Below are 24,874 nucleotides of genomic sequence, written 5' to 3'. Positions count from 1 at the left end.
CGAATGCCCAGCCTGGCGCCGACCTCTGGCTCATTCCGACTCGCTGCCGAACCAGTCGGCCAGGCGCGCGCTGGCTTGTTCCCGGACCTCGGCGTTGATGTGGGCGGCCACTGTCACCACTGAGCCGGTCAACAGGCCGAGATCATCCACGTACCCGGCCCCGGGGAGCAGGTCGGGGATCAGGTCCAGCGGCAGTACGAAGTAACCCAGGGCGGCATAGATGGTGGTCTTGGCCCAGATCGGGGTTTGCGGCCGTTGCGCGGCGTAGTAGAGCCATAGGGCTTTCTGGATCAAGGCCCGGCCGATGCGCGAGGCGTAGCGGCCGATCTTGCGCCAGAAACAGAGTTCAAGGGACTGGGCGGTGGACATGGCGCACTCCTGAGAGACATGGGTCCAGGTCATGGTCGCCACCCGAGCGCTGGACCGGCAGAGGCCAATATTTCCCCGGTCGTTCTCAGCGTAGGAGCCGGCTTGCCGGCGAAAGGGCCGGACCAGGCGCCGTGAATCTTGCTTCAGGACAGGGGCGCCTGTGAGTACGCCTTCGCTGGCAAGCCAGCGCCTACGTGTGGGGCGTACACGGTGCTGCAGGAGCCGGCTGGCGAAGGGGTCAAGGGGCAATCAGCCCCAGGGCGCCGCCGGCCAGCAGCAGGGCAGCGAGGATCCCGGTGATGGCGAACAGCTGTTGCAACCGCGGGCCGGCCAGGTGGCTGGCTACCTGGCGTCCCAGCACCAGCCCCAGGACCGCCCCCAGGGCAAAGGGCGCGCCCACCGCCCAGTGCATGATCCCGCTGAGGCTGGCGGTGACCACGCTGCCCAGGGAGACCAGGGCGATCACCGCCAGTGAGGTGGCGACGATGCTCTTGCTGTCCAGGTTGGTGTAGCGGCTCAGGGCCGGGATGATGACGAAGCCGCCACCCACCCCCAGCAGCCCGGAAAGCAGCCCCGAGAGCATTCCGGTGAAGGTCAGCGCCCGGGCGCAGGGCAGGGTCCAGCGCAGGCGGCCCTGGGCCGGGTTGAGCACGCAGGGCATGAAGGCCGGGCGCGGCGCCGGCTGGCCCTGTTTCAGTTCCAGGCTGGCCTTGCGCAGGATGCGCCCGCAGGCGTACAGCAGCACCAGGGAGAACAGCAGCGCCAGCGGCAGGTTGGGCAGGCGGTGGGCCAGCCACAGGCCCAGCGGCGCCATGAGGATGCCGATGCCGGCCACGAACCCCGCCGCGCGGTAGCGCACGATGCCCTGGCGCAAGCCCAGCACCGCGCCGACGCTGGCTGCCAGGCCCACCGCCAGCAGGCCGATGGGCGCGGCCTCGACCATGCTCAGGCCCAGGCCGAAGACCAGGAGCGGCACGGCGAGGATGCCGCCACCGGCCCCGGTCAGGGCCAGGATCGCACCGATGATCGCCCCCAGCCCGGCGCCCAGAAGACTGTGTTCGCTCATGCTTTCGGGGTGTCCGTGGCCAGGGTCGGGTGGGCCAGCCATTCGTGGCCCTTGAGCATGCCGCGCCAGTACAGCGGTGGCAGGATCCGTTCCTTCAGCCACCAGGCGCGACGGGTTGGCTGGCGCCCGTCCAGCAGCCAGCGCGGGAAACTCGGAGCCAGCTTGCCGCCATAGGTGAATTCGGCGAGGACGATCTTGCCCCGTTCCACGGTCAGCGGGCAGGAACCGTAGCCGTCGTATTCGGCCAGGCGGGTCAGGCGCTTAAGGGCAACCAGCACATTGTTGGCCACCACCGGTGCTTGTTTGCGTGCCGCTGCGGCAGTCTTGGCATTGCTGGTATTGGTGGCGTCCCCCAGGCCGTGGATGTTCACGTAGCGCTTGTGGCGCAGGCTGCCCGGGTCGACGTCGATCCAGCCGGCGGCGTCCGCCAGGGGGCTCTGGCGGATGAAGTCCGGGGCGCACTGGGGAGGCACCACGTGCAGCATATCGAAGGCCCGTTCCAATGTTTCCTGGCGGCCATCGGCCAGGGTGCGGACAAAGGTCGCGCGTTTGGCCGGGCCGTTCACCGCCACCAGGTTATGGCCGAAATCCAGTTCGATGGCGTATTTCTTCACGTATTCCATCAGCGCCGGCACGTAGTCGGCGACGCCGAACAGCACACCGCCGGCATTCAGGAAGCGCGGCTTGATCGGCCCCAGGCGGCCGTGGCGCAGCCAGTGGTCGCAGGACAGGTACATGGCCTTTTGTGGCGCTCCGGCGCACTTGATCGGCATCGGCGGCTGGCTGAACAGCGCCTCGCCCTGCTGCAGTTGCTGCACCAGTTGCCAGGTGTAGGGCGCCAGGTCGTAGCGGTAGTTGGAGGTCACGCCGTGGGTGCCCAGGGCCTGGGGCAGGCCGTCGATGGCGGCCCAGTCGAGCTTGAGCCCGGGGCAGACGATCAGTTGGTCATAGGCCAGCACCCGGCCGTCCTCCAGTACGAGGGCGTTGTGTTCCGGGTCGAAGCGGCTGACCGCGTCCTGGATCCACTTGACCCCTTGGGGCATCAGCTCGGCCATGGCGCGCTCGGTGGACTGGGCGCTGAATACTCCGGCGCCCACCAGGGTCCAGCCGGGTTGGTAATAGTGGTGCCGGGCAGGGTCGATGAGTGCCACGTCCAGGTGTGGATCGCGGGTCAAGAGGCTGGCAGCAACGGCGATGCCGGCGGCACCGCCACCGACGATCAGCACCTGGTGGCTGCCGTCGACAGTGGGCAGGGCCGGGTTGAAGGGGCGCATGGCAAGGTCTCCGTGTGGAGTAGGTAATAGTTATAGGGTGTTCAGGGGAATCTTCAGGTAGCTCACGCCGTTGTCCTCGGGCTCGGGGAAGTGCCCGCTGCGCATGTTGACCTGCACCGAAGGCAGGATCAGCACCGGCATGTCCAGGGTCGCGTCGCGGGCTTCGCGCATGGCCACGAAGCTGTCTTCGTCGACCCCCTGGTGAATGTGGATATTGTTGGCGCGCTGCTCGGCGACGGTGGTCATGTACTGCAGCTCGCGGCCGTTGGGCAGGTAGTCGTGGCACATGAACAGCCGGGTTTGCGGGGGCAGGGCGAGGATCTTGCCGATGGAGCGGTACAGGGTCCGAGCATCGGCCCCGGGGAAGTCGCAGCGGGCGGTGCCGTAGTCGGGCATGAACAGGGTGTCGCCGACAAAGGCCAGGGTTTCGTCGCCGACCTGCACCAGGTAGGTCATGCAGGCCGGGGTATGCCCCGGGGTGTGCATGGCCCGCGCGGTGAGGCCGCCGATGGCGAATTCGGCGCCGTCTTCGAGCAGCACGTCGAACTGGCTGCCGTCCCGGGCAAAGGCCGGGGCTTCGTTGAACAGCGCGCCGAAGGTCTTCTGCACCCGGGTGATCTGGTTGCCGATGGCCACCTGGGCCCCGAGCTGCGCCTTGAGGTAGGCGGCGGCCGACAGGTGGTCGGCATGCACATGGGTTTCCAGGATCCAGTCGACCCGGGCGTCCAGCTCTTTCACCCGGGCGATCAGGCGATCGGCGGACTCGGTGTGGGTGCGGCCGGATTTCGGGTCGTAGTCCAGCACGCTGTCGATCAATGCGCAGTGGCGGCTGGCCAGGTCCATCACCAGGTAGCTGATGGTCCAGGTATGGCTGTCGAAAAAGGCTTCTACACGCAGCGTGTCGCTGATGATCATGGGGCACTCCAGGCAATGAAGGTGAGGGCAGTCTGCGCTGACGCTCGTTTCTTGAAGTGTCAATAAGCGTGCCAACCCGAAACGGCGTCGTTTGGCGCCTGTTCATTGGTTTAGACGGTTTTTCAGCCCCCTGGTGATGTGTTGTCGCCAGGACTGTCACCCGGGATTGGCAGTCATTTGGCAGTTACTGGCAGAAAATGGCAGTGACGGCGCCCATGCTTTAAGCTGCCGCCTCTGCCCCGGAGTTGCCCATGTCCCTGATTGCCACCGACCTAGTCCCGCCACCGATGTCCGCCCTGGTGTCCTACCTCGAACACGACCCGCAGCCCACCATAGTGCTGGACACCGACTACAACATCATCGCCGCCAACACCGCCTACCAGCGTCAGTTCGGCGTTGCCGGCAAGCCCCACGTGGGCGCCAAGTGCTACCGGGTGTCCCATCAGTTCGCCGTGCCCTGCGACCAGGCCGGCGAGCATTGCCCGATGCGCAAGGCCCATGACAGCCGCGTGCCGGAACGCATGCTGCACATCCACCACACGCCCCGGGGGCCGGAACATGTGGACGTGGAGCTGCGGCCGATCATTGGCCAAGACGGCACGGTGGTGGCCTATGTCGAGCGCCTGAGTTCGGTGGCCGTGGCCTCGGTACAACCCCAGCAGAAGGGCCTGGTGGGGCGCTCGCCGGCCTTCAACGAAGCCTTGAGCGCCTTGCAGCGGGCGGCGCCGGCGCCGATCCCGGTATTGCTCCAGGGTGAATCCGGCACCGGCAAGGAGCTGTTCGCCCGTGCCCTGCACGACGGCAGCCCCCGGGCCAGCGGGCCACTGGTGGTGGTGGACTGCACCGGGCTTACCGAAAGCCTGCTGGAAAGCGAATTGTTCGGTTATGAAAAGGGCGCCTTCACCGGTGCCCTGCAGCGCAAGATCGGCCTGGCCGAAGCCGCCCATGGCGGCACCCTGTTTCTCGACGAGATCGGCGAAGTACCCCTGGCCATGCAGGTCAAACTGCTGCGCTTGATCGAGTCCGGCAGCTTTCGCCCGGTGGGCAGCCTGCGCACCGTGCACTCGGATTTCCGCCTGGTGGCGGCGACCCACAAGCCGCTCAAGGAAATGGTCGCCGCCGGCACCTTCCGCCAGGACCTGTACTACCGCATCAGTGCCTTCCCGATCCGCCTGCCGGCCTTGCGCGAACGCAGCGACGACCTGCCACTGCTGATCGACAGCCTGCTGCGCCGGCTTGACCCCGGGGTAGTGCCGCGGGTCGATCCCCAGGCCCTGGCCCAACTGAGCCTGTACACCTACCCGGGCAATATCCGCGAGCTGCGCAACATCCTCGAACGGGCGCGGCTGTTCAGCGACGACGGGGTGATCCGCCTGGCGGACCTGCCGCCGGAGCTGCGCAGCACGCCGGCACCAGCGCCCCCCGGCCGCCGCCGCGGCAACAAGGACCTGGAGCAACTGGCCCATGCCCTGGAGGTGTTCGAGGGTTCGCGCAGTGAGCTGGCCAGGGCCCTGGGCCTGAGCGAGCGGACCCTGTACCGGCGGCTCAAGGCCCTGGGTCTGTAGCGGCGGGCGAGGCTGGCAGGGCCGCCTCAGCCTGGGGCGGGGTGGTTCTGGAGGGGCAGGTCGCAGGCCATCACCCACATGCCGATCTGCTCCAGGTCGGTGCTGAACGGCACCTCGTCGACCTGCCGCAGGCCGGCGCTTTCATAGAAGCGCCGGGCGCCGCTGTTGCTCTTGAGCACGTCCAGCCACAGGCAGGGCTCACCGGCAGCGCTGGCCCGTTGCAGCACATGCTCCAGCAACCGGCGGCCATAGCCCTTGCCGGCCTCGGACTTGAGCAGATAGATCTTCTGCAGTTCGGCCCCGCGCCGGGCTCCATCGGGCAGTGGCCGGTTCCAGTTGAGCTTGGCAAAACCGATGGGCTGCTGCTGCGGGTCCAGGGCCAGCAGCCACAGGTGCAGGTGCTTGTCGGCCAGGGACTGTTCCAGGGGGGCGGGGGCGAAGTCCTGGGCCAGGAACTGCTGCATGCCTTCGGTGCTCCAGATCGCGGCGAAGTGCTCGCGGTAGGTGGCGCAGCCAATGGCCTGGAGGGTGTCGATATCGCGGCTGTCGGCTTCACGGATGGTGATCATGCGTCATTCCTCGAGGGGCGGCTGGCCGGTGTCGCCGGGCTGGCGGCTGGCCCGCAATCCGGACGGGGCAGCTTACTCCGTTGCCCAAAGGGGCTCCAGCGCTCGCGCCGGGGCACGATGGCGGCGCGCCGTGGTCGTAGTTGCAGCCCCCTTTTTTCCGGCGTGCGGGATGTTTGGCGCAGCGTCGGGTTCTTCCGGAGATGCCATGAGCCAGGCCGTACTTGCCACCGAAACCAACCGCCGCCAATTGCAGCAGATCATCTCCGGCCTGTCCGACGGGGTGATCCTGATCGAGACCGACAAGGCCCGGACCCTGCTCTGGGCCAATGAAGCGGCCCTGGCCATGCACGGCGTCAGCACGGTCGAGCAGTTGGGCGGCAATCTGCGCGAATACGCCCGGCGCTATGCCTTGCGCTACCGCAACAACCATCCACTGGGCCTGGACAGCTACCCCATCAACCGGGTGGCTGCCGGAGAAACCTTCAGCGACGTGGTGGTGGAGGTCCAGGCCGAGATCGATGGCGAACCCCGGCACTGGGTGCACCGGGTGCGCAGCATGATCCTCGAGGACCGTAATGGCGCGCCGGAGTCCCTGGTGCTGATCCTCAGTGACGCCACCGACTGGGCCAGCGCCGAGCAGCGCTTTGAGAAGACCTTCAACGCCAACCCGGCGCCGGCGGTGATCTGCCGCCTGGGGGATTTGCGCTACATCAAGGTCAACCAGGGCTTCCTGGAGATGACCGGCTATGCCCGGGACCAGGTGATCGGCCGTTCGGTGTACGAGCTGGACGTGCTGGAAGACGCCGAGCACAAGGAACTGGCCGTCGAGCGCCTGGGGCAGGGCGCGACCATCCCGCAGATGCAGGCCGAGCTGCGCCTGCCCGAGGGCGGCAGCAAACTGGTGATCGTCGCCGGCCAGCCGCTGGACATCAACGACGAGGACTGCATGCTGTTTTCCTTCATGGACCTGGAGCCGCGGCGCAAGGCCGAGATCGCCCTGCGCCAGAGCGAGGAGCGTTTCGCCAAGTCGTTCCGCCTGACCCCGGTGCCGACCCTGGTGTGCAGCGCCGAGCAGCAGATCGTCGATGTCAACGAAGCCTTTCTCGACACCTGCGGCTACAGCAGCGAAGAGCTGCTGGGCAAGACCGTGCAGGACATCGGTTTTATCGCCGAGCCCCAGGCAGCCGAGCAGTTGTTCGGTCGCCTGGAGAAGAGCGGCAACGTCATGGGCCTGGACCTCAAGGTGCGCAAGAAGGGCGCCGAGCAGGTGGACTGCGTGGCCTACGCCGATACCGTGCTGATCCAGGACAGCCCCTGCTACCTGCTGGTGCTGATGGACATCAGCGAGCGCAAGCGCTCGGAGCTGGAGCTGGTGGGCGCCATCGAGGAGGTGATGCGTGATGCCTCCTGGTTCAGCCAGACCCTGATCGAAAAGCTTGCCAATGTGCGCAACACCCGCAGCGCGCAAGCCCCGGGGGTAACCTCTGCTGAGCTCACCACCCGCGAGCGCGAGGTCCTGGGGTTGATCTACCAGGGGCTGGCGGACAAGGAAATTGCCGCGCAACTGCAGTTGGCCCCCAACACCGTGCGCAATCACGTGGCCACCCTGTACTCCAAGCTCGATGTGCACAGCCGCGGCGAGGCCATTGTCTGGGCCCGGGAGCGCGGGCTGTTTGCCGGCAGTGCCGGCTGACCCGGTGCAAATGCACCAGTGCAACCAGTGCAAATGCGCCTTTTGCCCGGGGGCGGGCCTTTCTATCCTGTGATTCTGCGCAGGGCTCTGTATCGGGCCTCTGCCATTCATGAACCGCAGTAGAAGGAGCGCCAGCATGGCTAGCGAACAGATCAAGGGCACAGTGGGCAAGGTGGCCGGCAAGGCCGAGGCCGTGGTGGGTGAGTGGCTGGATGATGAGCAGCTGCAAGCCCGCGGCATGGCCCGGGAAGCCGCCGGGCAATTGCAGGAAAAGTACGGCCAGGCCCTGGACCAGGGCGCGCGCTGGGTGCGGGACAAACCGCTGTTGAGCGTGGCCCTGCTGGCCGGCGTCGGGCTGTTGGCGGGCCTGCTGCTGCGGCGCCACTGAAATGCCGGCGGCCATCACCCTGGCGCAGTTGCGCGCTTGTATCGAGCAGCGCCTGGCGCCCCTGGCCTGCAGCTTCAGCAACGCCGGTGACGGCACCCTGACCCTGCGGGTGTTCGAGCCGGCCAGCGGCCGGGTCGACCTGGTGGTGACCGGGCTCAGCGCCCGGGCGCTGCAGAGCGAGGCCGATGTGCAGAAGATCATCGACGAACTGCTCTATGAGCTGGGCAGCAACTCCCTGGGCCAGCTCGATCTGGCGCCCTGAACCCGGCCTTGCACCGGGGCCGGTCGATGGCGACAGCCCACGGCCTGAACTATAAGCAAAGGGTCGACGGTCGGGTTCCCGGCCGTCATCTCCAGCCTTTTGCAGGTGCCCGGGCATGCCTTCAACCCTGTTGCCGCGCCGTATTTTCCTGATCACCCCGCTTTTCTGGATGGGCCCATGAACGCCCGGGCCCAGGGCTTGCCCCGGCGCCTGGAAAACATCGTGCTGGTGGCGGATCTGGCGGGCACTGCGGTGTTTGCCGTGGAGGGTGCGATCAGCGCCATGCGCGCCCAACTGGACCTGCTGGGGGTGATGGTGATCGCCTTTATCGTCGCCCTTGGCGGAGGGGTGACCCGTGACCTGCTGATTGGCGCCACGCCGCCCAAGGCCGTGGCCGACTGGCGGTACCCGGCGCTGGCGCTGCTGATGGGCGGGCTGGCCTTCGTGGCACGGGACTGGGTGCTGGGGTGGTCCGGGCCGCTGCTGATTCTGCTGGACGCCGCGGGGCTGGGGCTGTTTGCCGTGGCGGGCACGCAGAAGGCGCAGAACTTCGGCATCTCGCCCTTTGTCTCGATGCTCATGGGCACGGTGACCGGGGTGGGGGGCGGGGTGATTCGCGACATTGTCCTGGCCCGCATTCCCCTGGTGCTGCAGGTCGACCTGTATGCCAGTTCGGCTTTTGTCGGCGCGGCCAGCCTGGTCATCGCCCGGCGCCTGGGCGTGCCGCCTTTATGGTCGGCCTGGCTGGCGGGCACCGTCTGTTTCGCCCTGCGCATGCTCTCGGTGCGCTACGGCTGGCAACTGCCCAAGGCCTTGTAGCCGCTGATGCAGGTTGCGAACGGCTTGGGCGGGATTGCGACGCAGAAGACACCGGGAGCGTGAGAGCGCGGAAGGTTTGGCGCAAGATCGCCAAGCAAGGCCCTGCGTACCGAACGCGGCCCGGCCTTTTCGCAGCTTCGCAGGCTCAGCAGCGGCTACAGGATCACAGGGTCACAGGCACCGGATCATGGGGGGGTGGAGGCCGGGCTCAATTGTCGGCAATCAGGCTCGGCCGGCAGTCCAGGCTCAGGCGCGCGCCGCCGCGTTCGCTGCTGCCCACCTCAAGCTTGAAGCCATGCAGGCTGACAATCGCCGCGACGATCGACAGGCCAAGGCCAAACCCGCCCTGGGCATTGTTTTCATCCACCCGGTAAAAGCGCCGGAACACCGCCGTCCGTTCCGCTGCAGGTATTCCGGGGCCTGAGTCGAGCACTTCCAGGCGCGGGCTGCCGTCGTCGTCGATCCCCCGCAGGATCACTTCGCCCCCCGGTGGGGTGAACTTGATGGAGTTGCTCAGCAGGTTGGCCAGGGCCTCGAACAACAGGGCGCGGTCACCGGTGAGGCTGGGCAGGCTCGCCGGTACATCCAGCACCAGGGTCAACTGGCCTTCCTCGGCCAGGGGCAGGTAGAAGTCATAGAGCTCGTGCAGCAGGGGCAGGGGGTCGAGCACCAGGAAGCCCGAGCGCCGCTGCTGGTCCTCCAGTTCGGAAATCCGCAGCAACCCGCGAAAGCGCGCCATCAGGGTGTCGGCCTCGGCCAGCAGCTGGTCCATCTGCTGGGCCTGGGGCGAGCCTTCCTCGGCCTGTTGCTGCAGGCGATAGAGCTGGGCCCGCAGGCGGGTCAGCGGGGTGCGCAGGTCGTGGGCGATGTTGTCGCACACGCCCTTGACCTCGTGCATCAGCCGTTCGATGCGTTCGAGCATGGCGTTGACGATGGCCGCCAGCATGTCCAGCTCGTCGCGCCGGTCCGACAGCGGCAGGCGCCGGGTCAGGTCGCCGGCGACTATGGCTTCGGCGCTGGCCTGGATCTGGCGGATGCGCCGCAAGGGCCGGCGGCGCAGCAGGTGCCAGCCGGCGGCGCCGGGAATGATGGTCAGGGAAATGCCCCAGAGCAGGGCGTGGAGAATGATCCGGGTCACCGCGAACAGCGAGCCGTTGTCGCGCACCAGCACCAGCCAGCGGCCATCCCGGGTGTGGGTGGCCACGGCGTCGCAGCTGTCGCGGGGCAGGCTCGGGTCGTCGGAGTCGATGCAGTTCTTCAGTTCGTGGATCTTGCCGTCCAGGGGCAGGTCGTCGGGTATCTGCCGGATCGGCCCGCTCAGGGGCCGGCGCTGCTCATCGAACAGGCCGTAGGCGTCGATGGCGCGCATGTCGAAAGTCATGCTGGTGGTCAGGGCTTCCACCAGCTGGTCGCCCTCGAAGCGCGCGAACAGGTGCTGGCGCTGCATCAGCGAGTGCTTGGCCAGGCTGTCCAGGTAGGTGGAGACCTCGTAGTACAGCACCCCCATGAGGATGCAGCTCCAGGCCACGAACAGCGTGCTGTAGAGCGCCAGCAGGCGGCTGCTGGAGGAACGCCAGCCTTTAGAGGGGTTCAGCAATGACATAACCCGAGCCTCGCACGGTGCGGATCAACGGGGTCATGCCGGGCGGGTCGATCTTCTTGCGCAGGCGGCCGATGTGCACGTCGATCAGGTTGGTACCGGGGTCGAAGTGATAGCCCCAGACCTCCTCGAAGATCATCATCCGCGAGAGAATCTGGCCGGTGTTGCGCATGAGGAATTCCAGCAGCTTGTATTCGGTGGGCAGCAGGCTCAGCAACTGGTCGGCGCGGGTAGCCTCGCGGCTGATCAGGTTCAGTTCCAGGTCCGCCACCCGCAGGCTGGTGTCGAAATCCTTGACCGTGTTCTTGCGCCGCAGCAGCACTTCGACCCGGGCCGCCATCTCGTCGGAGGCGAAGGGCTTGGTCAGGTAGTCGTCGCCCCCGGCCCGCAGGCCGCGCACCCGTTCATCGACGTCGGAGAGGGCGCTGATCATCAGGATCGGCGTCGACACACCGATGGTGCGCAGGGTGGTGACGATGGCCAGGCCGTCCAGTTCCGGCAACATGCGGTCCAGGGTGATCAGGTCGTAGTCGCCGCTCACGGCGCGCACCAGGCCCTCGCGGCCATTGTCCACCCAATCCACGTCGAGGCCGTGGCTGCTCAGTTCGGCGACGATTTCCCGGGCGGTCACGGCGTCGTCTTCGATGGTCAGAATGCGGGTCATAGGCGTTACCTGTTTGGCGGTTCGTGACACAGGCGGGCATTTTGCCAAGAAACGGCGGCCGCAATTCTAAAAAAACTTTCATCTGCGCCTCCAGGCCTCTGTCCAGACCTTGAACAAGCCCCTGCCAGAGGCCGCGCTGCCTGATATTATCGCGCCACTTTTATGGCCAGGAGGCACATCCATGACGGGCCTGCCCCGGGTTGGCTGGAAGCCAATGTCCTTTCTCTGCCTGATGGTGCTGTGCAGCAGCGCGGTGTTGGCGGCCAACCAGCCCTGTTCCGGGCGCAAGGGCGGCATCGCCCGTTGCGACGGCGAGCTGTTCCTGTGCAACGACGGTTCCATCAGCGCGTCGAAAAAGAACTGCGCCCTGATGTCCGGCCAGCGCTCCACTACCCCCCGGGCCGAGCCCCTGCTGCGCGATGCCCAGGGCTGCAGCTGTGGCAGCGGCAGTTTCTGCACTGGGCCCCGGGGCGGGGTGTACTGCCTGACCCCCAGTGGCAACAAGAGCTACAAGCGACATTGAAAACCCGATTGACCTTCTGTGTATCAAGGTGTTGTGCAATGAACTACGCATCACGTTTCAAAGGCCTGCTGTGGCTTTTGGTGGCCAGCCTGCTGTTGAGTCTCGCCGTGGATCTGGCGCTGCGCCTGCCGGGTTATCTGGAGGCCTATGCTGCCGACCCCCGCTATGCGCGCTGGATGCTGGCGTATCGCGGCCTGGACGTCCTGGTCATCGCCCTGATGGCGGTGGCCGTGCCGGGAATCATGCGGCTGCTGGATTTTCGTCGTTCGGCCTGGCTGGCATTGCCGCTCTTTACCTTGTGGGGGCAGGGCATCGCGCAATTGACCCTGGTGGGCAACCTGCTGCTGGCCCTTTGGATCCTGGTACTGGTGGTGCACCTGTGCTGGACCCGCGGCCGGGAGCTCTACCGGAGCCGGCAGGCCTGAGCACCGGGCGGGCCGTGCAGAACGCCCGCCCGAAAACTCCCGGGCCGGTAAATTGCACGATCCGGGATTATCTGCTTATCGCAACTCATTGAAATAAAAGAGTTTGTAAAGTTCGTGCAACTGGCACGGTGGCTGCACTTGTCCCTTCGAGACGTGTAACACCATTTTTCATGCCTGGAGCTGAACAACAATGAAAAGACCCTCTGAACACCTGCTGGCCACCGCAGATGCCTCGAGTCATCACTCGGGCGTGTCCTGGGCGGCGATCTTCGCCGGCGCCGCGGCGGCCGCCGTTCTTTCGCTGATCCTCCTGTTGCTGGGCTTCGGCCTGGGCTTTTCCGCGGTTTCGCCCTGGGCCGGCAGCGGCATCAGCGCCAAGGGCCTGGGCATTTCCAGCATTGTCTGGCTGGCCGTGACGCAGATCATCGCTGCCGGCCTGGGCGGTTACATCGCCGGGCGCCTGCGGGTGAAGTGGGCCAACCTGCATGGCGATGAAGTGTATTTCCGCGACACCGCCCATGGCTTCCTGGCCTGGGCCGTGGCCACCCTGGTCACCGCGACTTTGGTGGTGGGGTCGGTCAGCAGCGTCATCAGCGGCGGCGTGCATGCCGGCGCCCAGGTGGCTTCCGGCGCCGCCGGTGCCATGACCCAGGTGGCCGGCCATGCTGCCGCCCAGGGTTCCCAGGATGACTACGGCTACTTCGTCGACAGCCTGTTCCGCGACGATCGCCCGGCGGCGGTCAGCGATGATGCGGCCCGGGGCACGGTATCGCGGATCTTCGTGCGCACCCTGAGCAACGACGGCCAACTGGCCCCTGAGGACCGCAGCTACCTGGCGCAACTGGTGGCTCAGCGCACCAACCTCAGCCAGGCCGATGCCGAGCGTCGGGTCGATGAAGTCTTCGCCAAGACCCGCCAGGCCGTGGAAGAGGCCAAGCAGGCCGCCAAGGAAGCTGCCGACACCGCAGCCAAGGTGGCTGCCTGGTCGTCGCTGTGGATGTTTATCGCGCTGTTGTGCGGGGCCTTCTTCGCCAGCCTCGCGGCGACCTTTGGCGGTCGTCGTCGGGACGCCGTGGTCTGGCTTGAAAGCGATGTCCAGCCGCGCACCGTAGCCCCCACCCCCGTTCACTGATCCAGGAGATTTCCCATGCGCTCATTACTCTTGTGGTTCCTCGGTGTGCCGATCCCGGTGATTATTCTGATCGCCCTGTTCATGCACTGATTCAAGCTATAAAGCCCGGTCCGAACGGGCCCGGGCCTTCCCGAACGCCGCTGCCGGCCATTGCCGCCAGCGGCGTTTTTGTGCGCGGTATCGCAGTTTTGCAAGGGCTGGCCACCGCCCCGTGCGAGGCAGCCGTTTGCTTGGCCCAGATCAATATCCGTGTCCGACAAACCGACTAGATTGGCCCGCGCTCGGTTCTGACAAACAGCTTGGGACCGGGACGTTGCCCGGTCCCGACCGCAGCAGCATGGACGGCGGGACGCCGGCAACCCCATTCATTTTTCACGGATGAACCCACAATGCGTCAGATAGACCGCAACTTCGATATTCAGCCGCTGCAGCATGCGGACATGACCATCAGCCTCAATGGCCAGCCAGTCACTGCCGCCCTGGGTGAAACCGTCCTCAGCGTGATCCAGGCCACCGGCCTGCGCCAGGTGGCGCGCAACGATCACGGGCAACTGGTCGGCGCCTACTGCGGCATGGGCGTGTGCCATTGCTGCCTGGTGCAGATCGACGGCCGGCACAAGCGCCGTGCCTGCCAGACCCTGGTCAAGCCGGGGATGCAGGTGCAGACCCTGAGCAACCGCATCACTGAAACGGAGCCCACGTTATGAGCCTGAACCCGGTGATCGTCGGCGGTGGGCCGGCGGGCATGGCGGCCGCCATCGAACTGGCCGAGCACGGTGTGCGCAGCACCCTGATCGAAGAGGCCTCGCGCCTGGGCGGCGTGGTCTACCGCGGGCCGCTGCGCGACGGCGTGCAGCTGGATTACCTGGGGCCGCGCTACTGCGAAATGCTGGCCAAGCTGCACGGCGATTTCGCCGACCACGAACAGATGATCGACGTGCGCCTCAACAGCCGGGTAGTGGGCGCCGAGGGCACCCAGAGCCTGGTGCTGCTCGATGGCGAAGAGCAGGTGCAGCAGGTCAGCTACGAGCAGTTGATACTGGCCGCCGGCTGCCATGAGCGCAGTGTGCCGTTCCCCGGCTGGACCCTGCCCGGGGTCAAGCTGCTGGGTGGCCTGCAATTGCAGATCAAGAGCGGGGTGGTCAAGCCCCAGAGCCCGGTGGTGATCGCCGGTACCGGCCCTTTGCTGCCCCTGGTGGCGTGCCAGCTGCATGCTTCCGGCGTGCGCGTGGCGGGGGTCTACGAGGCTTGTGCCCTGGGCAAGATCGCCAAGCAGAGCTTGGCCATGCTCAACAAGCCGCAACTGTTTCTCGACGGCCTGAGCATGCTCGCCTACCTCAAGCTGCACGGCATCGCCCTGCGCTATGGCTGGGGCGTGGTCGAAGCCCAGGGCCAGGACGCCCTGAGCGTGGTCACCGTGGCGCCGTACTCCAGCGACTGGCAGCCGGACATGGCCAAGGCCCAGCGCATTGCTGCCCAGACCCTGGCGGTGGGCTACGGCTTCATCCCGCGCACCCAGTTGAGCCAGCAGATGGGCCTGGAACACAACTTCAGCGACGACGGCTACCTGCGCGCCAGCGCCAACGCCTGGCAGCAGAGCAGCGAGCCCCACGTGCACCTGGCCGGCGACATGGGCGGCATCCGCGGCGGCGAGGCGGCCATGCTCAGCGGGCGTATCGCCGCGCTGTCGATCCTCATGCAGCGTGGCGTACTGAGCAACGAAGCGGCCCTGCAACGGCGCCAGGGTTACGAGCGCAAGCTGGCCTCGATCCTGCGTTTTCGTGGTGCGGTGGACCGCTATACCGCGCGTGGCGCCGGGCAGGTAGAGCTGCCCAAGGGCGACACCGTGATCTGCCGTTGCGAACACACCACCCGCAACGACATCGAGCGTGCCCTGAGCCAGGGCGTGCAGGACATGGCCAGCCTGAAAATGCGCACCCGGGTGAGCATGGGCGACTGCCAGGGGCGCATGTGCGTGGGCTACTGCAGCGACCGCCTGCGCCAGGCCACCGGGCGCAAGGACGTGGGCTGGATCCGCCCGCGCTTCCCCCTGGACCCGATTCCATTTTCCGCGTTCCCGCCATCTGACCAGGAGGTCTCCCAGCATGATTAAGCATTACGACGTGGTCATTGCCGGTGGCGGTGTGATCGGCGCTTCCTGCGCCTACCAGTTGTCCAAGCGCAAGGACCTGAAGGTGGCGCTGATCGACGCCAAGCGCCCGGGCAACGCCAGCCGCGCTTCGGCCGGCGGCCTGTGGGCCATCGGCGAGTCGGTGGGGCTGGGCTGCGGGGTGATCTTCTTTCGCATGATGTCGGCCAACCGCAAGCGCGAGGCCCAGGGTTCGGCGGTGGTGGTGGATTCCAGCACTCCGCACATCCTGCCGCAGTCGTTCTTCGACTTCGCCCTGCAGTCCAACGAGTTGTACCCACGCCTGCACCGCGAGCTGATGGGCCTGCACAACATGGATTTCAAGTTCGAGCAGACCGGGCTCAAGTTCGTCATCTATGACGAGGAAGATCGCCTGTACGCCGAGCACATCGTCGGTTGCATCCCGCACCTGAGCGACCAGGTGCGCTGGCTCGACCAGGCGGCCCTGCGCGCCTCGGAACCCAATGTCAGCCATGAAGCCCAGGGCGCCCTGGAGTTCCTCTGCGACCACCAGGTCAACCCGTTCCGCCTCACCGACGCCTACACCGAAGGCGCACGCCAGAACGGCGTGGATGTGTACTTCAACACCAACGTCACCGGGGTCCTGCACCAGGGCAATCGGGTCAGCGGGGTGAAAACCGACGTTGCCGGATTGTTCCGCTGCACGACCCTGATCAACGCTGCCGGCGCCTGGGCCGCCGAGCTGAGCCTGCAGGCCACCGGCATCGAGATTCCGGTGAAGCCGGTGAAGGGCCAGATCCTTCTCACCGAGCGCATGCCCAAGCTGCTCAACGGCTGCCTCACCACCAGCGACTGCTACATGGCGCAGAAGGACAACGGCGAGATCCTGATCGGCAGTACCACCGAGGACAAGGGCTTCGACGTCACCACCACCTACCCGGAGATCAACGGCCTGGTGCAGGGCGCAGTGCGCTGTGTACCGGAGCTGGCCCATGTCAACCTCAAGCGCTGCTGGGCGGGGTTGCGCCCGGGTTCGCCGGATGAGCTGCCGATCCTCGGGCCGATGGATGGGGTCGAAGGCTACCTCAATGCCTGTGGGCACTTCCGCACCGGCATCCTGACCTCGGCCATCACCGGCGTGTTGCTGGACAAACTGGTGAACGAAGAAGCCCTGCCGCTGGACATCACCCCCTTCCTGGCCCGGCGCTTCGCCACTGCCCCCGTGAAGAAACAGCCCGAACCGGCCTGACCGCTGCTGTAGGAGCTGGCTTGCCAGCGAAGGCGTCTTCGAAGGCGCTGCAAGGCTTGCAGGCCTCTTCGCCGGCAAGCCGGCTCCTACGGGGAGGGTGTGGCTCAGGTGGCGGGGGTGGCGAGGAACACCGGCAATTGTTCGGCGTACTCGGCAAAGCCGCGTACTGCCGGGAATTGTCCGGGGTTGAACTGGTCCGCCACCATCATCTGGCTGAAACTCCAGGCCACCGCCAGGCTGATGCCGGCCTGGCCCAGGGAACCGTCCCGGGGCAGGGGTTGTTTCTGCAACTCCTGCTCCAGCTCGCCATAGGCGGCCTGTAACTGGCCGCCAACCCGCTCCAGCCAGGGGCCGTGCTGTTTCTCCGCGGGGCGCAGGTTGCGCTCGTAAACGATCTGTACCGACTTCTCGCAGGCCGCCAGGGCCAGGCCGACCAGCCGCAGCTCACGCAGGCGCTGGGGCAGGGCGGTGGGCATCAGGCTGCGTTGCGGGCCGGCCAGGGTTTCCAGGTAGTCGATGATCAGGCTTGAATCCATCAGCACTTCACCGCCCTCGCAGACCAGGCTCGGGGCCTTGACCACGGGGTTGATCGCCTTGAACTGCTCGAAGGTGCTGAACACCGAAAGCGAGTGATGCTCGAAGGGCAGGCCCAGGCTCTTGAGGCTGATGGCGACGCGGCGCACGTAGGGTGAATCGAGCATTCCAATAAGCTTCATCACGTATTTCCTTGTCTTGAACGGCACAACGGATGGGAAAGGCGCGGTCAATTTAGCGGTATTGAAGCAACCTTGCACAGTGCAAACCTGTAGCCGCTGCCGCAGGCTGCGAAGAAGACGCGGGAGGCTTGAGGGCGCCCGAGGTTCGGCAGGAGGCCGCCAAGCAAGGCCCCTCGTACCGAACGCGGCCCGGCCTTTCGCAGCTTTGTAGGCTCAGCAGCGGCTACAGGGGTGCAGGAAGGCGTTCTGAGCCGGCGCCTACCGCCGCCGTGGCCGCAGGCACCACCAGGCCAGCCCCAGGGCCAGGCTGAACAGGCCGGTCAGGGCCTGCAGCGAGCCCGCCGGGCTGTCCGCCAGCAGGCTGGCCAGCAGCCCGCAGCCGGCGGTCATGGCCATCTGGATAAAGAAGAACAGCCCCGAGGCGGTGCCGGCCACCGCCGCATAGGGCTGCAGAATCGCCAGCTGGCAGGCGGGAATCGCCAGGCCCACCGAGAGCATCAGCGCCAGCATCGGCAGCACGATGGCCCACAGGCTGTCGGGCCACAGGCTGCGGGTGAGCAGCAACAGGCCGGCGCCGGCCAGGTTCAACAGGCAGGCCGCGGTGATCAGGCGGTCGGCACTGTGGCGTACCCCCAGGCGCTGGAACAGACGCGACCCCATCAGGTAGCCGGCTACGGTGGCGGCGAACACCAGGGCGTAGGCCGTGGGCGACAGCCCCAGCTGGCGCTGCAACAGGGCCGGCGATTGCACAATGAACGGGAAGTAGGTGCAGTACAGGCAGCCGATGGCCAGGGAATAGCGCATGAAGTAGGCCTCGCCCAGCAGGCGCAGGTACAGGCGCGGCAGGCTTTTCACGGCCACTGGCGCGAGCTGCGGCGGGCGGGTTTCGGCCAGCCGCTTGAACATCAGCAGCCAGGCCGTCGCGGCCACCAGGCTCAGGCACAGGAACAGGCCACGCCAGCCCAGCAACTGGTCGATCAGGCTGCCCAGGGGCGGTGCCAGCATTGGCGACAGGGCAATGCCCATGGACAACAGCCCCAGCAGCCGCGGCTGCTCCTCGGGCGGGCAGCGGTCGCGGACCATGACCCGGCCCACCAGGGTGCCGCAGCAACCGCCCAGGGCCTGCAGCAGGCGGGCGGCCATCAGTACTTCGACACTGGCGGCCAGCATGCAGGCCAGGCTGGCCGCGAGAAACAGCGCTGTGCCCGCCAGCAGTACCGGGCGCCGGCCATAGCGGTCGCACAGCGGGCCACCCAGCAGCATCGACAGGGCATAGCCGAGCATGTACAGGCTCAGGGTCAGTTGCAGCTGGGCGTCGCTGGCCCCCAGTTGGTCGGCCATGGCCGGCAGCGCCGGCAGGTACAGGTCGATGCTGATCCGCGGCAGGCAGACCACCACCAGCAGCAACAGGGTCCATAGCCAGGGGGCGAGGGGGCGTTCAACAGCGATGGAGTGGGTGGTGATGGGGCTGGCGGGCGGCATGGCAGGCTCGGGGCAGAGGGCGATGGCGCTGAAATTAAGGGGTTTGTGGTTTAATGCCGAGCACCATTTAGGCCGCTTTTGACTGGACCACTATGAGCCGTGGAAAACACCCCGTGCCCCTCGACCTGCCGCTGCCCCAGCACTGCGATGAAGCCCCGGGCAAACAGGACAGCGCCTACAGTGCCCTGCGCCAGGCGATCCTGGAAAAACGCCTGCCTGCCGGCTGCCGCTTGCCCTCGACCCGCACCCTGGCCCAGCGCTGGGGCCTGTCCCGGGGCACCCTGGAAGTGGTCTTCGACCGCTTGCGCAGCGAAGGTTATGTGAGCCGGGCCAGCGGTTCCGGGACCCGGGTCTGCGCGGTGGTGCCGGACCTGTACCTGAGCGCCCCGGCACGGGCGGCGGCACCCATCGTCAGCGAGAGCGAACCACCGTACCCGCCGCTCAGCGTGCGGGCCGGCCAGCCGTTTGTCGCCCGGCTGGCCGACCCGGCGCTGTTTCCCCTGCAACGCTGGACCCGCTCCCTGACCCGGGCCCTGGGCAATACCTCGGCGCAGTCGCTGTGGGACGCCGACCCCGGCGGCCTGCCGGCCCTGCGCCAGCAGATCGCCCAGTACCTGGGGCAGCACCGGGGCATCGCCTGCGAGCCGCAGCAGGTGATGATCACCACCGGCATCCGCCATGGCCTCGACCTGCTGGCCCGCAGCCTGCTGCAAGCGGGCGACAAGGTCTGCCTCGAAGACCCCGGCTACCTGTCGGCCAGGCGCCTGTTCGCCCTGGCCGGAGCGCGGCTGGTGCCGATTGCGGTGGAGGAGGACGGGATCGATGTACAGCAGCTGCAACACCACCAGGATGCCCGCATGGTCTATGTCACCCCGGCCCATCAGGCGCCCCTGGGCATGACCATGCCGGTGTCCCGGCGCCTGGCCCTGCTGGAGTGGGCCAGGCACAGCGAGGCCTGGGTGGTGGAGGACGACTACGACAGCGAATTCAACTACCAGAGCGCGCCCCTGGCGGCCCTCAAGTCCCTGGACCGGGACGACCGCGTCATCTACTGCGGCAGCTTCAACAAGACCCTGTTCGCCGGCCTGCGGGTAGGGTTCATGCTGCTGCCCGAGCGCCTGCGCCCGCGGTTGCTGGCCACCTTGCAGGACACCGGGCGCTCGGTGGGGGTGATCGAGCAACTGGCCCTGGCCGACTACATCGCCAGCGGCGCCTTCCTGCGCAATCTGCGGGCGGCGCGCCAGGCCTATCAGGAACGCCGCGACCTGCTGCTGGCGATCCTCGCCAGTGAAGCACCGGGCTGCTACAGCATCAGCGGCCAGCAGGCCGGGCTGCACCTGCTGCTGACGTTGCCGCCGGGCAGCGATGAGGCGCGCTTTCGCCAGCGGGCGGCCCAGCAGGGCCTGCTGTTGCAGGGCCTGGCCGAGCACTGCCAGCAGGTGCGCCGGCCGGCGGCGGTGATCGTCGGCTACGCGGCTCTGAGCCTGGCGCAGATCCGCTTCAGCGGCTCGCGGCTGGCGGCGCTGCTGGTGGCCGAGGCAGGGCCTGTAGAGGGCCGCTGACTGTCATCTGGCTGTCATGTGGCTCAGGCACCCTCGGCGCCCCGGCCTCCGGCCTTTGTGGATTACAGGGACGTCATGATCATTGTCACCGCCGGCGCGGCTTATCTGGATATCGACGCCTACGCTGGCTGCATTGCCTATACCGAATGGCTCAACCTCAGCGGCCGCCCGGCCCGGGCCCTGAGCAGCGCGCCGCTCAATGAGAGCATCCCGGGCACTTTCCGCCAGCGTCTCAAGGGGCTGGACGCCCATGTTCCACAAGGGACCGAGCAGTTCGTGCTGGTGGACATTTCCAACCACCTGCACCTGGACCCGCTGGTAGACCTGGACCGGGTGGTGGAGGTCATCGACCATCACCCGGGGTTCGAGGCCTTCTGGGCCGAGCGCCTGGGCCAGCACGCGGATATCCGCCAGATCGGCGCCGCCTGTACCCAGGTCTACCAGCGCTGGCGCGACTCCGGATTGCTGCCCAGGATCAGCCGCGACAGCGCGCAACTGCTGGCGGCGGGCATTCTCGACAACACCCTGAACTTCACCGACCAGGGGTGCACCGCGGCGGACCGCCAGGCCTACGCCGACCTGGCCGCGCTGGCCGGCCTGGGCCCCGACTGGCCCGAAGACTATTTCAAGCAGTGCCAGCAGCAGATCGAAGCGCAACTGCCCGAGGCCCTGCTCAAGGACCTGAAAGTGTTCGAAGCGTCCAGCAACCTGCCGCGGCGTTTCGCCCAACTGACCCTGTGGCATGCCCAGGGCCTGCTGGTGCGCCAGCGCAGCCTGATCGAGCAGGTGCTGGGGCAGTGGGGCGATGAATGGCTGCTGAACCTGATCAGCCTCGGCGAAGGCACGAGCTACCTGCTGACCGGCAGCCCGGGCAGTGCCCGCAAGCTGGAACGGCTGCTAGAGTGCAGCACCCTGGACGGCGTGCATTGCCCGGGCCGGCCGATCCTGCGCAAGGAACTGCTGCGCAAGGGCCTGGCGCTCCAGGCAACGTCCTGACCCCGGAGAGCCCCAATGGACCTTGAACAATGCTTGCAGCAGGTGCATGACGAGCAGAGCTTCCTCGACTTCGTCCAGGCGCTGATTGCCGACCGCCGCCAGGCGCAGCGCATGGCCCAGGCCGGCGAGGCCGACAGTTGGCAGAACCATTGCATCGAGGATTTTCTCGACGGCGCCCACGCCTGGGCCGAGGCCACCGGCATCGGTGCCACCCAGGGGCTGGTGGAGGCTTCGCCCTGGCAGCGCTTCGCGGTGTTCCTGTACTGCGGCAAGATCTACGAATAGCGCCGCGCCAGCCGAAGGGCTAGTCGTCGAAGCCGCCCTGTTCGTGAATCTCGTCCATCTTCAATTCCAGGCGGTAGGCCACGGCAATGAACAGCGCCTGGCACAGGCACAGGGTGGCGCTCAGTGAGCGGAAGGCGAAGGAGCTGCCCTCGTTGACCAGCAGCACGCTGTTGGCGCGCTTGGCCAGGGGCGACAGGGTGCTGTCGGTGATGATCAGGGTCTTGGCCTGGTTGTGCTGAGCAATGCGCAGGCAGTGCTGGGTTTCCTTGGCGTAGGGGGTGAAGCTGATGGCGATCACCAGGTCGTTGGGGCGGATACTGCGCATCTGCTCGCGGTAGCTGCCCCCCAGCCCCGACACCAGGTGGATGCGCTTGTTGGTGTGCTGCAGGTTGTACACCAGGTAGTCGGCCACGGCGAAGGAGCGGCGCACCCCCACCACATAGATATTGTCGGTGTTGACCACCAGGTCCACGGCCTGCTCGAAGGCCGCGTCGTCCAGCTCCAGGCCCAGGCGCTCGATCCCCGACAGGGTGGCGCTGATGCAGTCGCGCGCCAGGTCGCCGTCGCTGGCCTTCTGCGACTTGTTGGCGATCAGGCTGCGGATGCGCTGCTGGTAGTTCTGCACCGGCGTGGCCTTGTGGGTGTAGGCCTGGCGGAACAGCGCCTGCATTTCACTGAAGCCGCTGAAGCCGAAACGCTGGGAAAAACGCACGATGGCCGAAGGGTGCACCTCGCACTCGCGGGCGATGTCGCTGATCCGGTCGACCATGATCCGGTCGCTCTGCTGGCTCATGTAGCTGGCGATGCGCTTGAGCTGGCGCGGCAGGCTCTCGTACTCCTCGGTGATCAACTGCAGCAGCCGCTCGGCATTGGCCGGAGGGCTGGCAAGGTCGCTCTCGGGCGTGCGATCGGACAGGGCCGGCTGATCGGTGCGGGACATAACGGATCCTTCTGAGGGTACTGATGGGAGCGACCGCGGGCGTCGCCCCCTGACAATAAATGGGCTGCGGGCAGTCTACAGGGTCGGCGCCGGGAAAATCTTGAGGGGCCCGGCCCCGGGCGCCTTGCTGAAACGATGCACGGCGCAGCCTTGGGCATTGCAGAAAAGTTTAATGGAAAAAATATTCCACGTAAAAAATTTATAGAATAAATATTGATTGGTGCCGGGAGACGTTCTAGTCTGCATCCACCAAGTAGGCCTGCCGGGGCAGTGCGCGACGGCAGGCAGCGGCTGATAAAAATAACAGGAGCCAGCATGGGCCAGACTCGTTTTGCCAGTGGGCGTCAATTGGATCTGATCTGCCTCGGACGCCTGGGCGTCGACCTCTACGCGCAGCAAGTGGGGGCCCGGCTGGAGGACGTCGCAAGCTTTGCCAAATACCTAGGCGGCTCGTCGGCGAACATTGCCTTTGGCACTGCGCGGCTGGGCCTCAAGTCGGCGATGCTGAGCCGGGTTGGTGACGACCACATGGGGCGCTTCTTGCTGGAGTCGCTGGTGCGCGAAGGCTGCGACGTCAGCGCCGTCAAGGTCGACCCGCAGCGCCTCACCGCCCTGGTCCTGCTGGGCCTCAAGGACCGCGAAACCTTCCCCCTGGTGTTCTACCGCGAGAACTGCGCGGACATGGCGCTGTGCGCCGCCGACATCGACGAAGCCTTCATTGCCTCCAGCAAGGCCCTGCTGATCACCGGCACCCATTTCTCCACCGACGGCGTCTACCGGGCCAGCCTGCAGGCCCTGGACTACGCGCAAAAGCACGGGGTCAAGCGGGTCCTGGACATCGACTACCGGCCGGTGCTCTGGGGCCTGGCGGGCAAGGCCGACGGCCAGACCCGGTTCGTGGCCGACCCGCAGGTCAGCCAGCATGTGCAGGGCATCCTGCCGCGCTTCGACCTGATCGTCGGCACCGAAGAGGAATTCCTGATTGCCGGTGGCAGCGACGACCTGCTGACGGCCTTGCGCACCGTGCGTTCCCTGAGCGCCGCGACCCTGGTGGTCAAGCTTGGCCCGCAAGGGTGCACGGTGATCCACGGCGAGATTCCGGCGCGCCTGGAAGACGGGGCGATCTACCCCGGCGTGCGGGTGGAGGTGCTCAACGTACTGGGTGCCGGCGATGCCTTCATGTCCGGCTTCCTCAGTGGCTGGCTGGAAGAGGCCAGTGACGAGCGCTGCTGCCAGTTGGCCAACGCCTGCGGCGGCCTGGTGGTGTCGCGCCACGCCTGTGCCCCGGCGATGCCGACCCGGGCCGAACTGGACTATCTGTTCAGCAGCCCGGTGCCCATCACCCGTGCCGACCAGGACCCGGTGCTGCAACGCCTGCATCAGGTCAGCGTACCGCGCAAGGCCTGGAAGCCGCTGTTCGTCTTTGCCTTCGACCACCGTGGGCAACTGGTGGAACTGGCGCAGCAAGGTGGGCGCGAGCTCAAGGCCATCGGTCAGCTCAAGCAACTCTTCATAGAAGCGGTGCAGCGGGTCGAAGCCGACCTGCGGCGCCAGGGCATCGAGGCCGATGTCGGCCTGCTGGCCGACCAGCGCTTCGGCCAGGAAGCGCTGAACGCCGCCACTGGGCGCGGCTGGTGGGTGGCGCGCCCGGTGGAAGTGCAGGGCTCGCGGCCCCTGGCGTTCGAGCACGGGCGCTCGGTGGGCAGCAACCTGATCGCCTGGCCCCAGGAACAGATCATCAAGTGCCTGGTGCAATTTCACCCGGACGACGAACCCCTGCTGCGCCTGGAGCAGGAAGCGCAGATCCGTGGCCTTTACCAGGCGTCCCAGGTCAGCGGGCATGAACTGCTGCTGGAAATCATCCCGCCCAGGGACCTGCCCGGGGCTCATCCCGAGGTGCTCTACCGCAGCCTCAAGCGCCTTTACAACCTGGGCATCTACCCCGCGTGGTGGAAGATCGAGGCGCAGTCGGCCGAGGAATGGAAAAAGCTCGATGAGCTGATCCAGGAGCGCGACCCCTATTGCCGTGGCGTGGTGCTGCTGGGCCTGAATGCCTCGGCCGAAGCCCTAGCCGAGGGCTTCCGGCAAGCGGCCGACAGCCGCACCTGCCGGGGGTTTGCCGTGGGCCGCACGATTTTCCAGGAGCCCAGCCGAGCCTGGCTGGCGGGGGAGATCGACGACGACACCCTGATCCGGCAAGTGCAGGGCACCTTCGAGCAACTGATCAACGCCTGGCGCAGCGCCCGCCCTGTGTAGGAGCCGGCTTGCCG

Annotated in this window: 25 protein-coding genes; 15 read left to right on the top strand and 10 right to left on the bottom strand. The window is 66.8% G+C overall.

Translation table 11 applies throughout. The features are described 5' to 3' along the window. Positions 1 to 30: 30 nt before the first annotated feature. From ABCR88_RS18305 to ABCR88_RS18290, 4 genes are all read right to left on the bottom strand, one after another. Positions 31 to 369 carry a DUF1232 domain-containing protein gene (locus ABCR88_RS18305; protein WP_283994744.1) on the bottom strand — a complete coding sequence of 113 codons (339 nt, stop codon included), beginning with the start codon at positions 367 to 369 and terminating at the stop codon, positions 31 to 33. Positions 370 to 607: 238 nt separating this feature from the next. Next, positions 608 to 1,435, bottom strand: a complete 828-nt coding sequence (locus ABCR88_RS18300; protein WP_011060859.1) for a sulfite exporter TauE/SafE family protein — start codon at positions 1,433 to 1,435, stop codon at positions 608 to 610. Then, positions 1,432 to 2,709, bottom strand: coding sequence for an FAD/NAD(P)-binding oxidoreductase (locus ABCR88_RS18295; protein ID WP_041117723.1), 1,278 nt, complete (start codon positions 2,707 to 2,709; stop codon positions 1,432 to 1,434). Before ABCR88_RS18295 ends, ABCR88_RS18300 begins: the two co-directional genes overlap by 4 nt. Before the next feature lie 30 nt (positions 2,710 to 2,739). Beyond that, positions 2,740 to 3,624 carry an MBL fold metallo-hydrolase gene (locus tag ABCR88_RS18290; protein WP_041117725.1) on the bottom strand — a complete coding sequence of 295 codons (885 nt, stop codon included), beginning with the start codon at positions 3,622 to 3,624 and terminating at the stop codon, positions 2,740 to 2,742. Between the two features lie 251 nt (positions 3,625 to 3,875). Here ABCR88_RS18290 and ABCR88_RS18285 point away from each other — a divergent pair, with 251 nt between their 5' ends. Then, on the top strand, positions 3,876 to 5,189 hold the full coding sequence (locus ABCR88_RS18285) for a sigma-54-dependent Fis family transcriptional regulator (protein ID WP_019094278.1): 1,314 nt from the start codon (positions 3,876 to 3,878) through the stop codon (positions 5,187 to 5,189). 26 nt (positions 5,190 to 5,215) lie between these two features. On the opposite strand, the gene ABCR88_RS18280 is transcribed toward ABCR88_RS18285, so the two are convergent. Beyond that, positions 5,216 to 5,758: a GNAT family N-acetyltransferase gene (locus tag ABCR88_RS18280; RefSeq protein WP_232642384.1), complete on the bottom strand. Its 543-nt coding sequence runs from the start codon at positions 5,756 to 5,758 to the stop codon at positions 5,216 to 5,218. A 205-nt stretch (positions 5,759 to 5,963) separates the two neighbouring features. Here ABCR88_RS18280 and ABCR88_RS18275 point away from each other — a divergent pair, with 205 nt between their 5' ends. From ABCR88_RS18275 to ABCR88_RS18260, 4 genes are all read left to right on the top strand, one after another. After that, positions 5,964 to 7,451 carry a helix-turn-helix transcriptional regulator gene (locus ABCR88_RS18275; protein ID WP_350402972.1) on the top strand — a complete coding sequence of 496 codons (1,488 nt, stop codon included), beginning with the start codon at positions 5,964 to 5,966 and terminating at the stop codon, positions 7,449 to 7,451. A gap of 136 nt (positions 7,452 to 7,587) precedes the next feature. Continuing rightward, positions 7,588 to 7,839, top strand: a complete 252-nt coding sequence (locus tag ABCR88_RS18270) for a CsbD family protein (RefSeq protein ID WP_350402971.1) — start codon at positions 7,588 to 7,590, stop codon at positions 7,837 to 7,839. Between the two features lies 1 nt (position 7,840). Continuing rightward, positions 7,841 to 8,101: a DUF1652 domain-containing protein gene (locus ABCR88_RS18265; protein WP_015635301.1), complete on the top strand. Its 261-nt coding sequence runs from the start codon at positions 7,841 to 7,843 to the stop codon at positions 8,099 to 8,101. Between the two features lie 177 nt (positions 8,102 to 8,278). Continuing rightward, entirely contained in the window at positions 8,279 to 8,920 is a 642-nt protein-coding gene (locus ABCR88_RS18260; protein WP_015635302.1) for a trimeric intracellular cation channel family protein, read from the top strand. A 208-nt stretch (positions 8,921 to 9,128) separates the two neighbouring features. Here the strand turns inward: ABCR88_RS18260 and ABCR88_RS18255 are convergent, their stop codons facing one another. After that, on the bottom strand, positions 9,129 to 10,523 hold the full coding sequence (locus ABCR88_RS18255) for a HAMP domain-containing sensor histidine kinase (protein WP_350402969.1): 1,395 nt from the start codon (positions 10,521 to 10,523) through the stop codon (positions 9,129 to 9,131). After that, on the bottom strand, positions 10,501 to 11,184 hold the full coding sequence (locus ABCR88_RS18250; protein WP_011060869.1) for a response regulator transcription factor: 684 nt from the start codon (positions 11,182 to 11,184) through the stop codon (positions 10,501 to 10,503). Before ABCR88_RS18250 ends, ABCR88_RS18255 begins: the two co-directional genes overlap by 23 nt. A 181-nt stretch (positions 11,185 to 11,365) precedes the next feature. Between ABCR88_RS18250 and ABCR88_RS18245 the strand changes: the two genes are divergently transcribed. The 6 genes from ABCR88_RS18245 (at position 11,366) to hcnC (ending at position 16,623) form a co-directional block, all read left to right on the top strand. Further along, complete coding sequence (locus tag ABCR88_RS18245) at positions 11,366 to 11,707, top strand: hypothetical protein (protein ID WP_041117735.1); 342 nt, start codon at positions 11,366 to 11,368, stop codon at positions 11,705 to 11,707. A gap of 38 nt (positions 11,708 to 11,745) precedes the next feature. Next, a complete protein-coding gene (locus tag ABCR88_RS18240) occupies positions 11,746 to 12,132 on the top strand; it encodes a hypothetical protein (RefSeq protein ID WP_041117737.1) in 387 nt (128 codons plus the stop codon). Between the two features lie 190 nt (positions 12,133 to 12,322). After that, positions 12,323 to 13,264 carry a hypothetical protein gene (locus ABCR88_RS18235; RefSeq protein WP_350024007.1) on the top strand — a complete coding sequence of 314 codons (942 nt, stop codon included), beginning with the start codon at positions 12,323 to 12,325 and terminating at the stop codon, positions 13,262 to 13,264. A 389-nt stretch (positions 13,265 to 13,653) separates the two neighbouring features. After that, a complete protein-coding gene (hcnA, locus tag ABCR88_RS18230) occupies positions 13,654 to 13,971 on the top strand; it encodes a cyanide-forming glycine dehydrogenase subunit HcnA (RefSeq protein ID WP_011060873.1) in 318 nt (105 codons plus the stop codon). Continuing rightward, a complete protein-coding gene (hcnB, locus tag ABCR88_RS18225) occupies positions 13,968 to 15,377 on the top strand; it encodes a cyanide-forming glycine dehydrogenase subunit HcnB (RefSeq protein WP_011060874.1) in 1,410 nt (469 codons plus the stop codon). The genes hcnA and hcnB overlap by 4 nt, the downstream gene beginning before the upstream one ends. Further along, the gene (gene hcnC / locus ABCR88_RS18220; RefSeq protein ID WP_015635308.1) at positions 15,370 to 16,623 is read left to right on the top strand and encodes a cyanide-forming glycine dehydrogenase subunit HcnC; all 1,254 of its coding nucleotides are present in this window, start codon (positions 15,370 to 15,372) and stop codon (positions 16,621 to 16,623) included. The genes hcnB and hcnC overlap by 8 nt, the downstream gene beginning before the upstream one ends. Positions 16,624 to 16,727: 104 nt before the next feature. Here hcnC and ABCR88_RS18215 read toward each other — a convergent pair whose 3' ends face one another. Both ABCR88_RS18215 and ABCR88_RS18210 read right to left on the bottom strand, forming a co-directional pair. Next, entirely contained in the window at positions 16,728 to 17,339 is a 612-nt protein-coding gene (locus ABCR88_RS18215) for a glutathione S-transferase (RefSeq protein ID WP_350402964.1), read from the bottom strand. A 258-nt stretch (positions 17,340 to 17,597) separates the two neighbouring features. Beyond that, positions 17,598 to 18,821: a multidrug effflux MFS transporter gene (locus tag ABCR88_RS18210; RefSeq protein WP_350402962.1), complete on the bottom strand. Its 1,224-nt coding sequence runs from the start codon at positions 18,819 to 18,821 to the stop codon at positions 17,598 to 17,600. A 92-nt stretch (positions 18,822 to 18,913) separates the two neighbouring features. On the opposite strand from ABCR88_RS18210, the gene ABCR88_RS18205 reads away from it, so the two are divergent. From ABCR88_RS18205 to ABCR88_RS18195, 3 genes are all read left to right on the top strand, one after another. After that, positions 18,914 to 20,383, top strand: coding sequence for a PLP-dependent aminotransferase family protein (locus tag ABCR88_RS18205; protein WP_041117745.1), 1,470 nt, complete (start codon positions 18,914 to 18,916; stop codon positions 20,381 to 20,383). A 75-nt stretch (positions 20,384 to 20,458) separates the two neighbouring features. Beyond that, positions 20,459 to 21,379, top strand: coding sequence for a DHH family protein (locus tag ABCR88_RS18200; RefSeq protein WP_350402960.1), 921 nt, complete (start codon positions 20,459 to 20,461; stop codon positions 21,377 to 21,379). A 15-nt stretch (positions 21,380 to 21,394) separates the two neighbouring features. After that, positions 21,395 to 21,664: a hypothetical protein gene (locus ABCR88_RS18195; RefSeq protein WP_053157953.1), complete on the top strand. Its 270-nt coding sequence runs from the start codon at positions 21,395 to 21,397 to the stop codon at positions 21,662 to 21,664. Positions 21,665 to 21,683: 19 nt separating this feature from the next. On the opposite strand, the gene ABCR88_RS18190 is transcribed toward ABCR88_RS18195, so the two are convergent. Beyond that, positions 21,684 to 22,604 carry a MurR/RpiR family transcriptional regulator gene (locus ABCR88_RS18190; RefSeq protein ID WP_011060881.1) on the bottom strand — a complete coding sequence of 307 codons (921 nt, stop codon included), beginning with the start codon at positions 22,602 to 22,604 and terminating at the stop codon, positions 21,684 to 21,686. Positions 22,605 to 22,919: 315 nt separating this feature from the next. On the opposite strand from ABCR88_RS18190, the gene iolC reads away from it, so the two are divergent. Then, positions 22,920 to 24,860, top strand: coding sequence for a 5-dehydro-2-deoxygluconokinase (gene iolC / locus ABCR88_RS18185; protein ID WP_350402957.1), 1,941 nt, complete (start codon positions 22,920 to 22,922; stop codon positions 24,858 to 24,860). Positions 24,861 to 24,874 lie beyond the last annotated feature (14 nt).

Source organism: Pseudomonas sp. W17 (assembly GCF_040268305.1).
GTDB lineage: Bacteria > Pseudomonadota > Gammaproteobacteria > Pseudomonadales > Pseudomonadaceae > Aquipseudomonas > Aquipseudomonas protegens.
Note: the sequence above shows the minus strand (reverse complement) of the source record. Positions and strands in the feature narration are given on the sequence as shown.

Coding starts and splice junctions, on each gene's coding strand:
- ABCR88_RS18305 (WP_283994744.1), bottom strand. CDS start 369: ATGTCCACCGCCCAGTCCCTTGAACTCTGTTTCTGGCGCAAGATCGGC.
- ABCR88_RS18300 (WP_011060859.1), bottom strand. CDS start 1,435: ATGAGCGAACACAGTCTTCTGGGCGCCGGGCTGGGGGCGATCATCGGT.
- ABCR88_RS18295 (WP_041117723.1), bottom strand. CDS start 2,709: ATGCGCCCCTTCAACCCGGCCCTGCCCACTGTCGACGGCAGCCACCAG.
- ABCR88_RS18290 (WP_041117725.1), bottom strand. CDS start 3,624: ATGATCATCAGCGACACGCTGCGTGTAGAAGCCTTTTTCGACAGCCAT.
- ABCR88_RS18285 (WP_019094278.1), top strand. CDS start 3,876: ATGTCCCTGATTGCCACCGACCTAGTCCCGCCACCGATGTCCGCCCTG.
- ABCR88_RS18280 (WP_232642384.1), bottom strand. CDS start 5,758: ATGATCACCATCCGTGAAGCCGACAGCCGCGATATCGACACCCTCCAG.
- ABCR88_RS18275 (WP_350402972.1), top strand. CDS start 5,964: ATGAGCCAGGCCGTACTTGCCACCGAAACCAACCGCCGCCAATTGCAG.
- ABCR88_RS18270 (WP_350402971.1), top strand. CDS start 7,588: ATGGCTAGCGAACAGATCAAGGGCACAGTGGGCAAGGTGGCCGGCAAG.
- ABCR88_RS18265 (WP_015635301.1), top strand. CDS start 7,841: ATGCCGGCGGCCATCACCCTGGCGCAGTTGCGCGCTTGTATCGAGCAG.
- ABCR88_RS18260 (WP_015635302.1), top strand. CDS start 8,279: ATGAACGCCCGGGCCCAGGGCTTGCCCCGGCGCCTGGAAAACATCGTG.
- ABCR88_RS18255 (WP_350402969.1), bottom strand. CDS start 10,523: ATGTCATTGCTGAACCCCTCTAAAGGCTGGCGTTCCTCCAGCAGCCGC.
- ABCR88_RS18250 (WP_011060869.1), bottom strand. CDS start 11,184: ATGACCCGCATTCTGACCATCGAAGACGACGCCGTGACCGCCCGGGAA.
- ABCR88_RS18245 (WP_041117735.1), top strand. CDS start 11,366: ATGACGGGCCTGCCCCGGGTTGGCTGGAAGCCAATGTCCTTTCTCTGC.
- ABCR88_RS18240 (WP_041117737.1), top strand. CDS start 11,746: ATGAACTACGCATCACGTTTCAAAGGCCTGCTGTGGCTTTTGGTGGCC.
- ABCR88_RS18235 (WP_350024007.1), top strand. CDS start 12,323: ATGAAAAGACCCTCTGAACACCTGCTGGCCACCGCAGATGCCTCGAGT.
- hcnA (WP_011060873.1), top strand. CDS start 13,654: ATGCGTCAGATAGACCGCAACTTCGATATTCAGCCGCTGCAGCATGCG.
- hcnB (WP_011060874.1), top strand. CDS start 13,968: ATGAGCCTGAACCCGGTGATCGTCGGCGGTGGGCCGGCGGGCATGGCG.
- hcnC (WP_015635308.1), top strand. CDS start 15,370: ATGATTAAGCATTACGACGTGGTCATTGCCGGTGGCGGTGTGATCGGC.
- ABCR88_RS18215 (WP_350402964.1), bottom strand. CDS start 17,339: ATGAAGCTTATTGGAATGCTCGATTCACCCTACGTGCGCCGCGTCGCC.
- ABCR88_RS18210 (WP_350402962.1), bottom strand. CDS start 18,821: ATGCCGCCCGCCAGCCCCATCACCACCCACTCCATCGCTGTTGAACGC.
- ABCR88_RS18205 (WP_041117745.1), top strand. CDS start 18,914: ATGAGCCGTGGAAAACACCCCGTGCCCCTCGACCTGCCGCTGCCCCAG.
- ABCR88_RS18200 (WP_350402960.1), top strand. CDS start 20,459: ATGATCATTGTCACCGCCGGCGCGGCTTATCTGGATATCGACGCCTAC.
- ABCR88_RS18195 (WP_053157953.1), top strand. CDS start 21,395: ATGGACCTTGAACAATGCTTGCAGCAGGTGCATGACGAGCAGAGCTTC.
- ABCR88_RS18190 (WP_011060881.1), bottom strand. CDS start 22,604: ATGTCCCGCACCGATCAGCCGGCCCTGTCCGATCGCACGCCCGAGAGC.
- iolC (WP_350402957.1), top strand. CDS start 22,920: ATGGGCCAGACTCGTTTTGCCAGTGGGCGTCAATTGGATCTGATCTGC.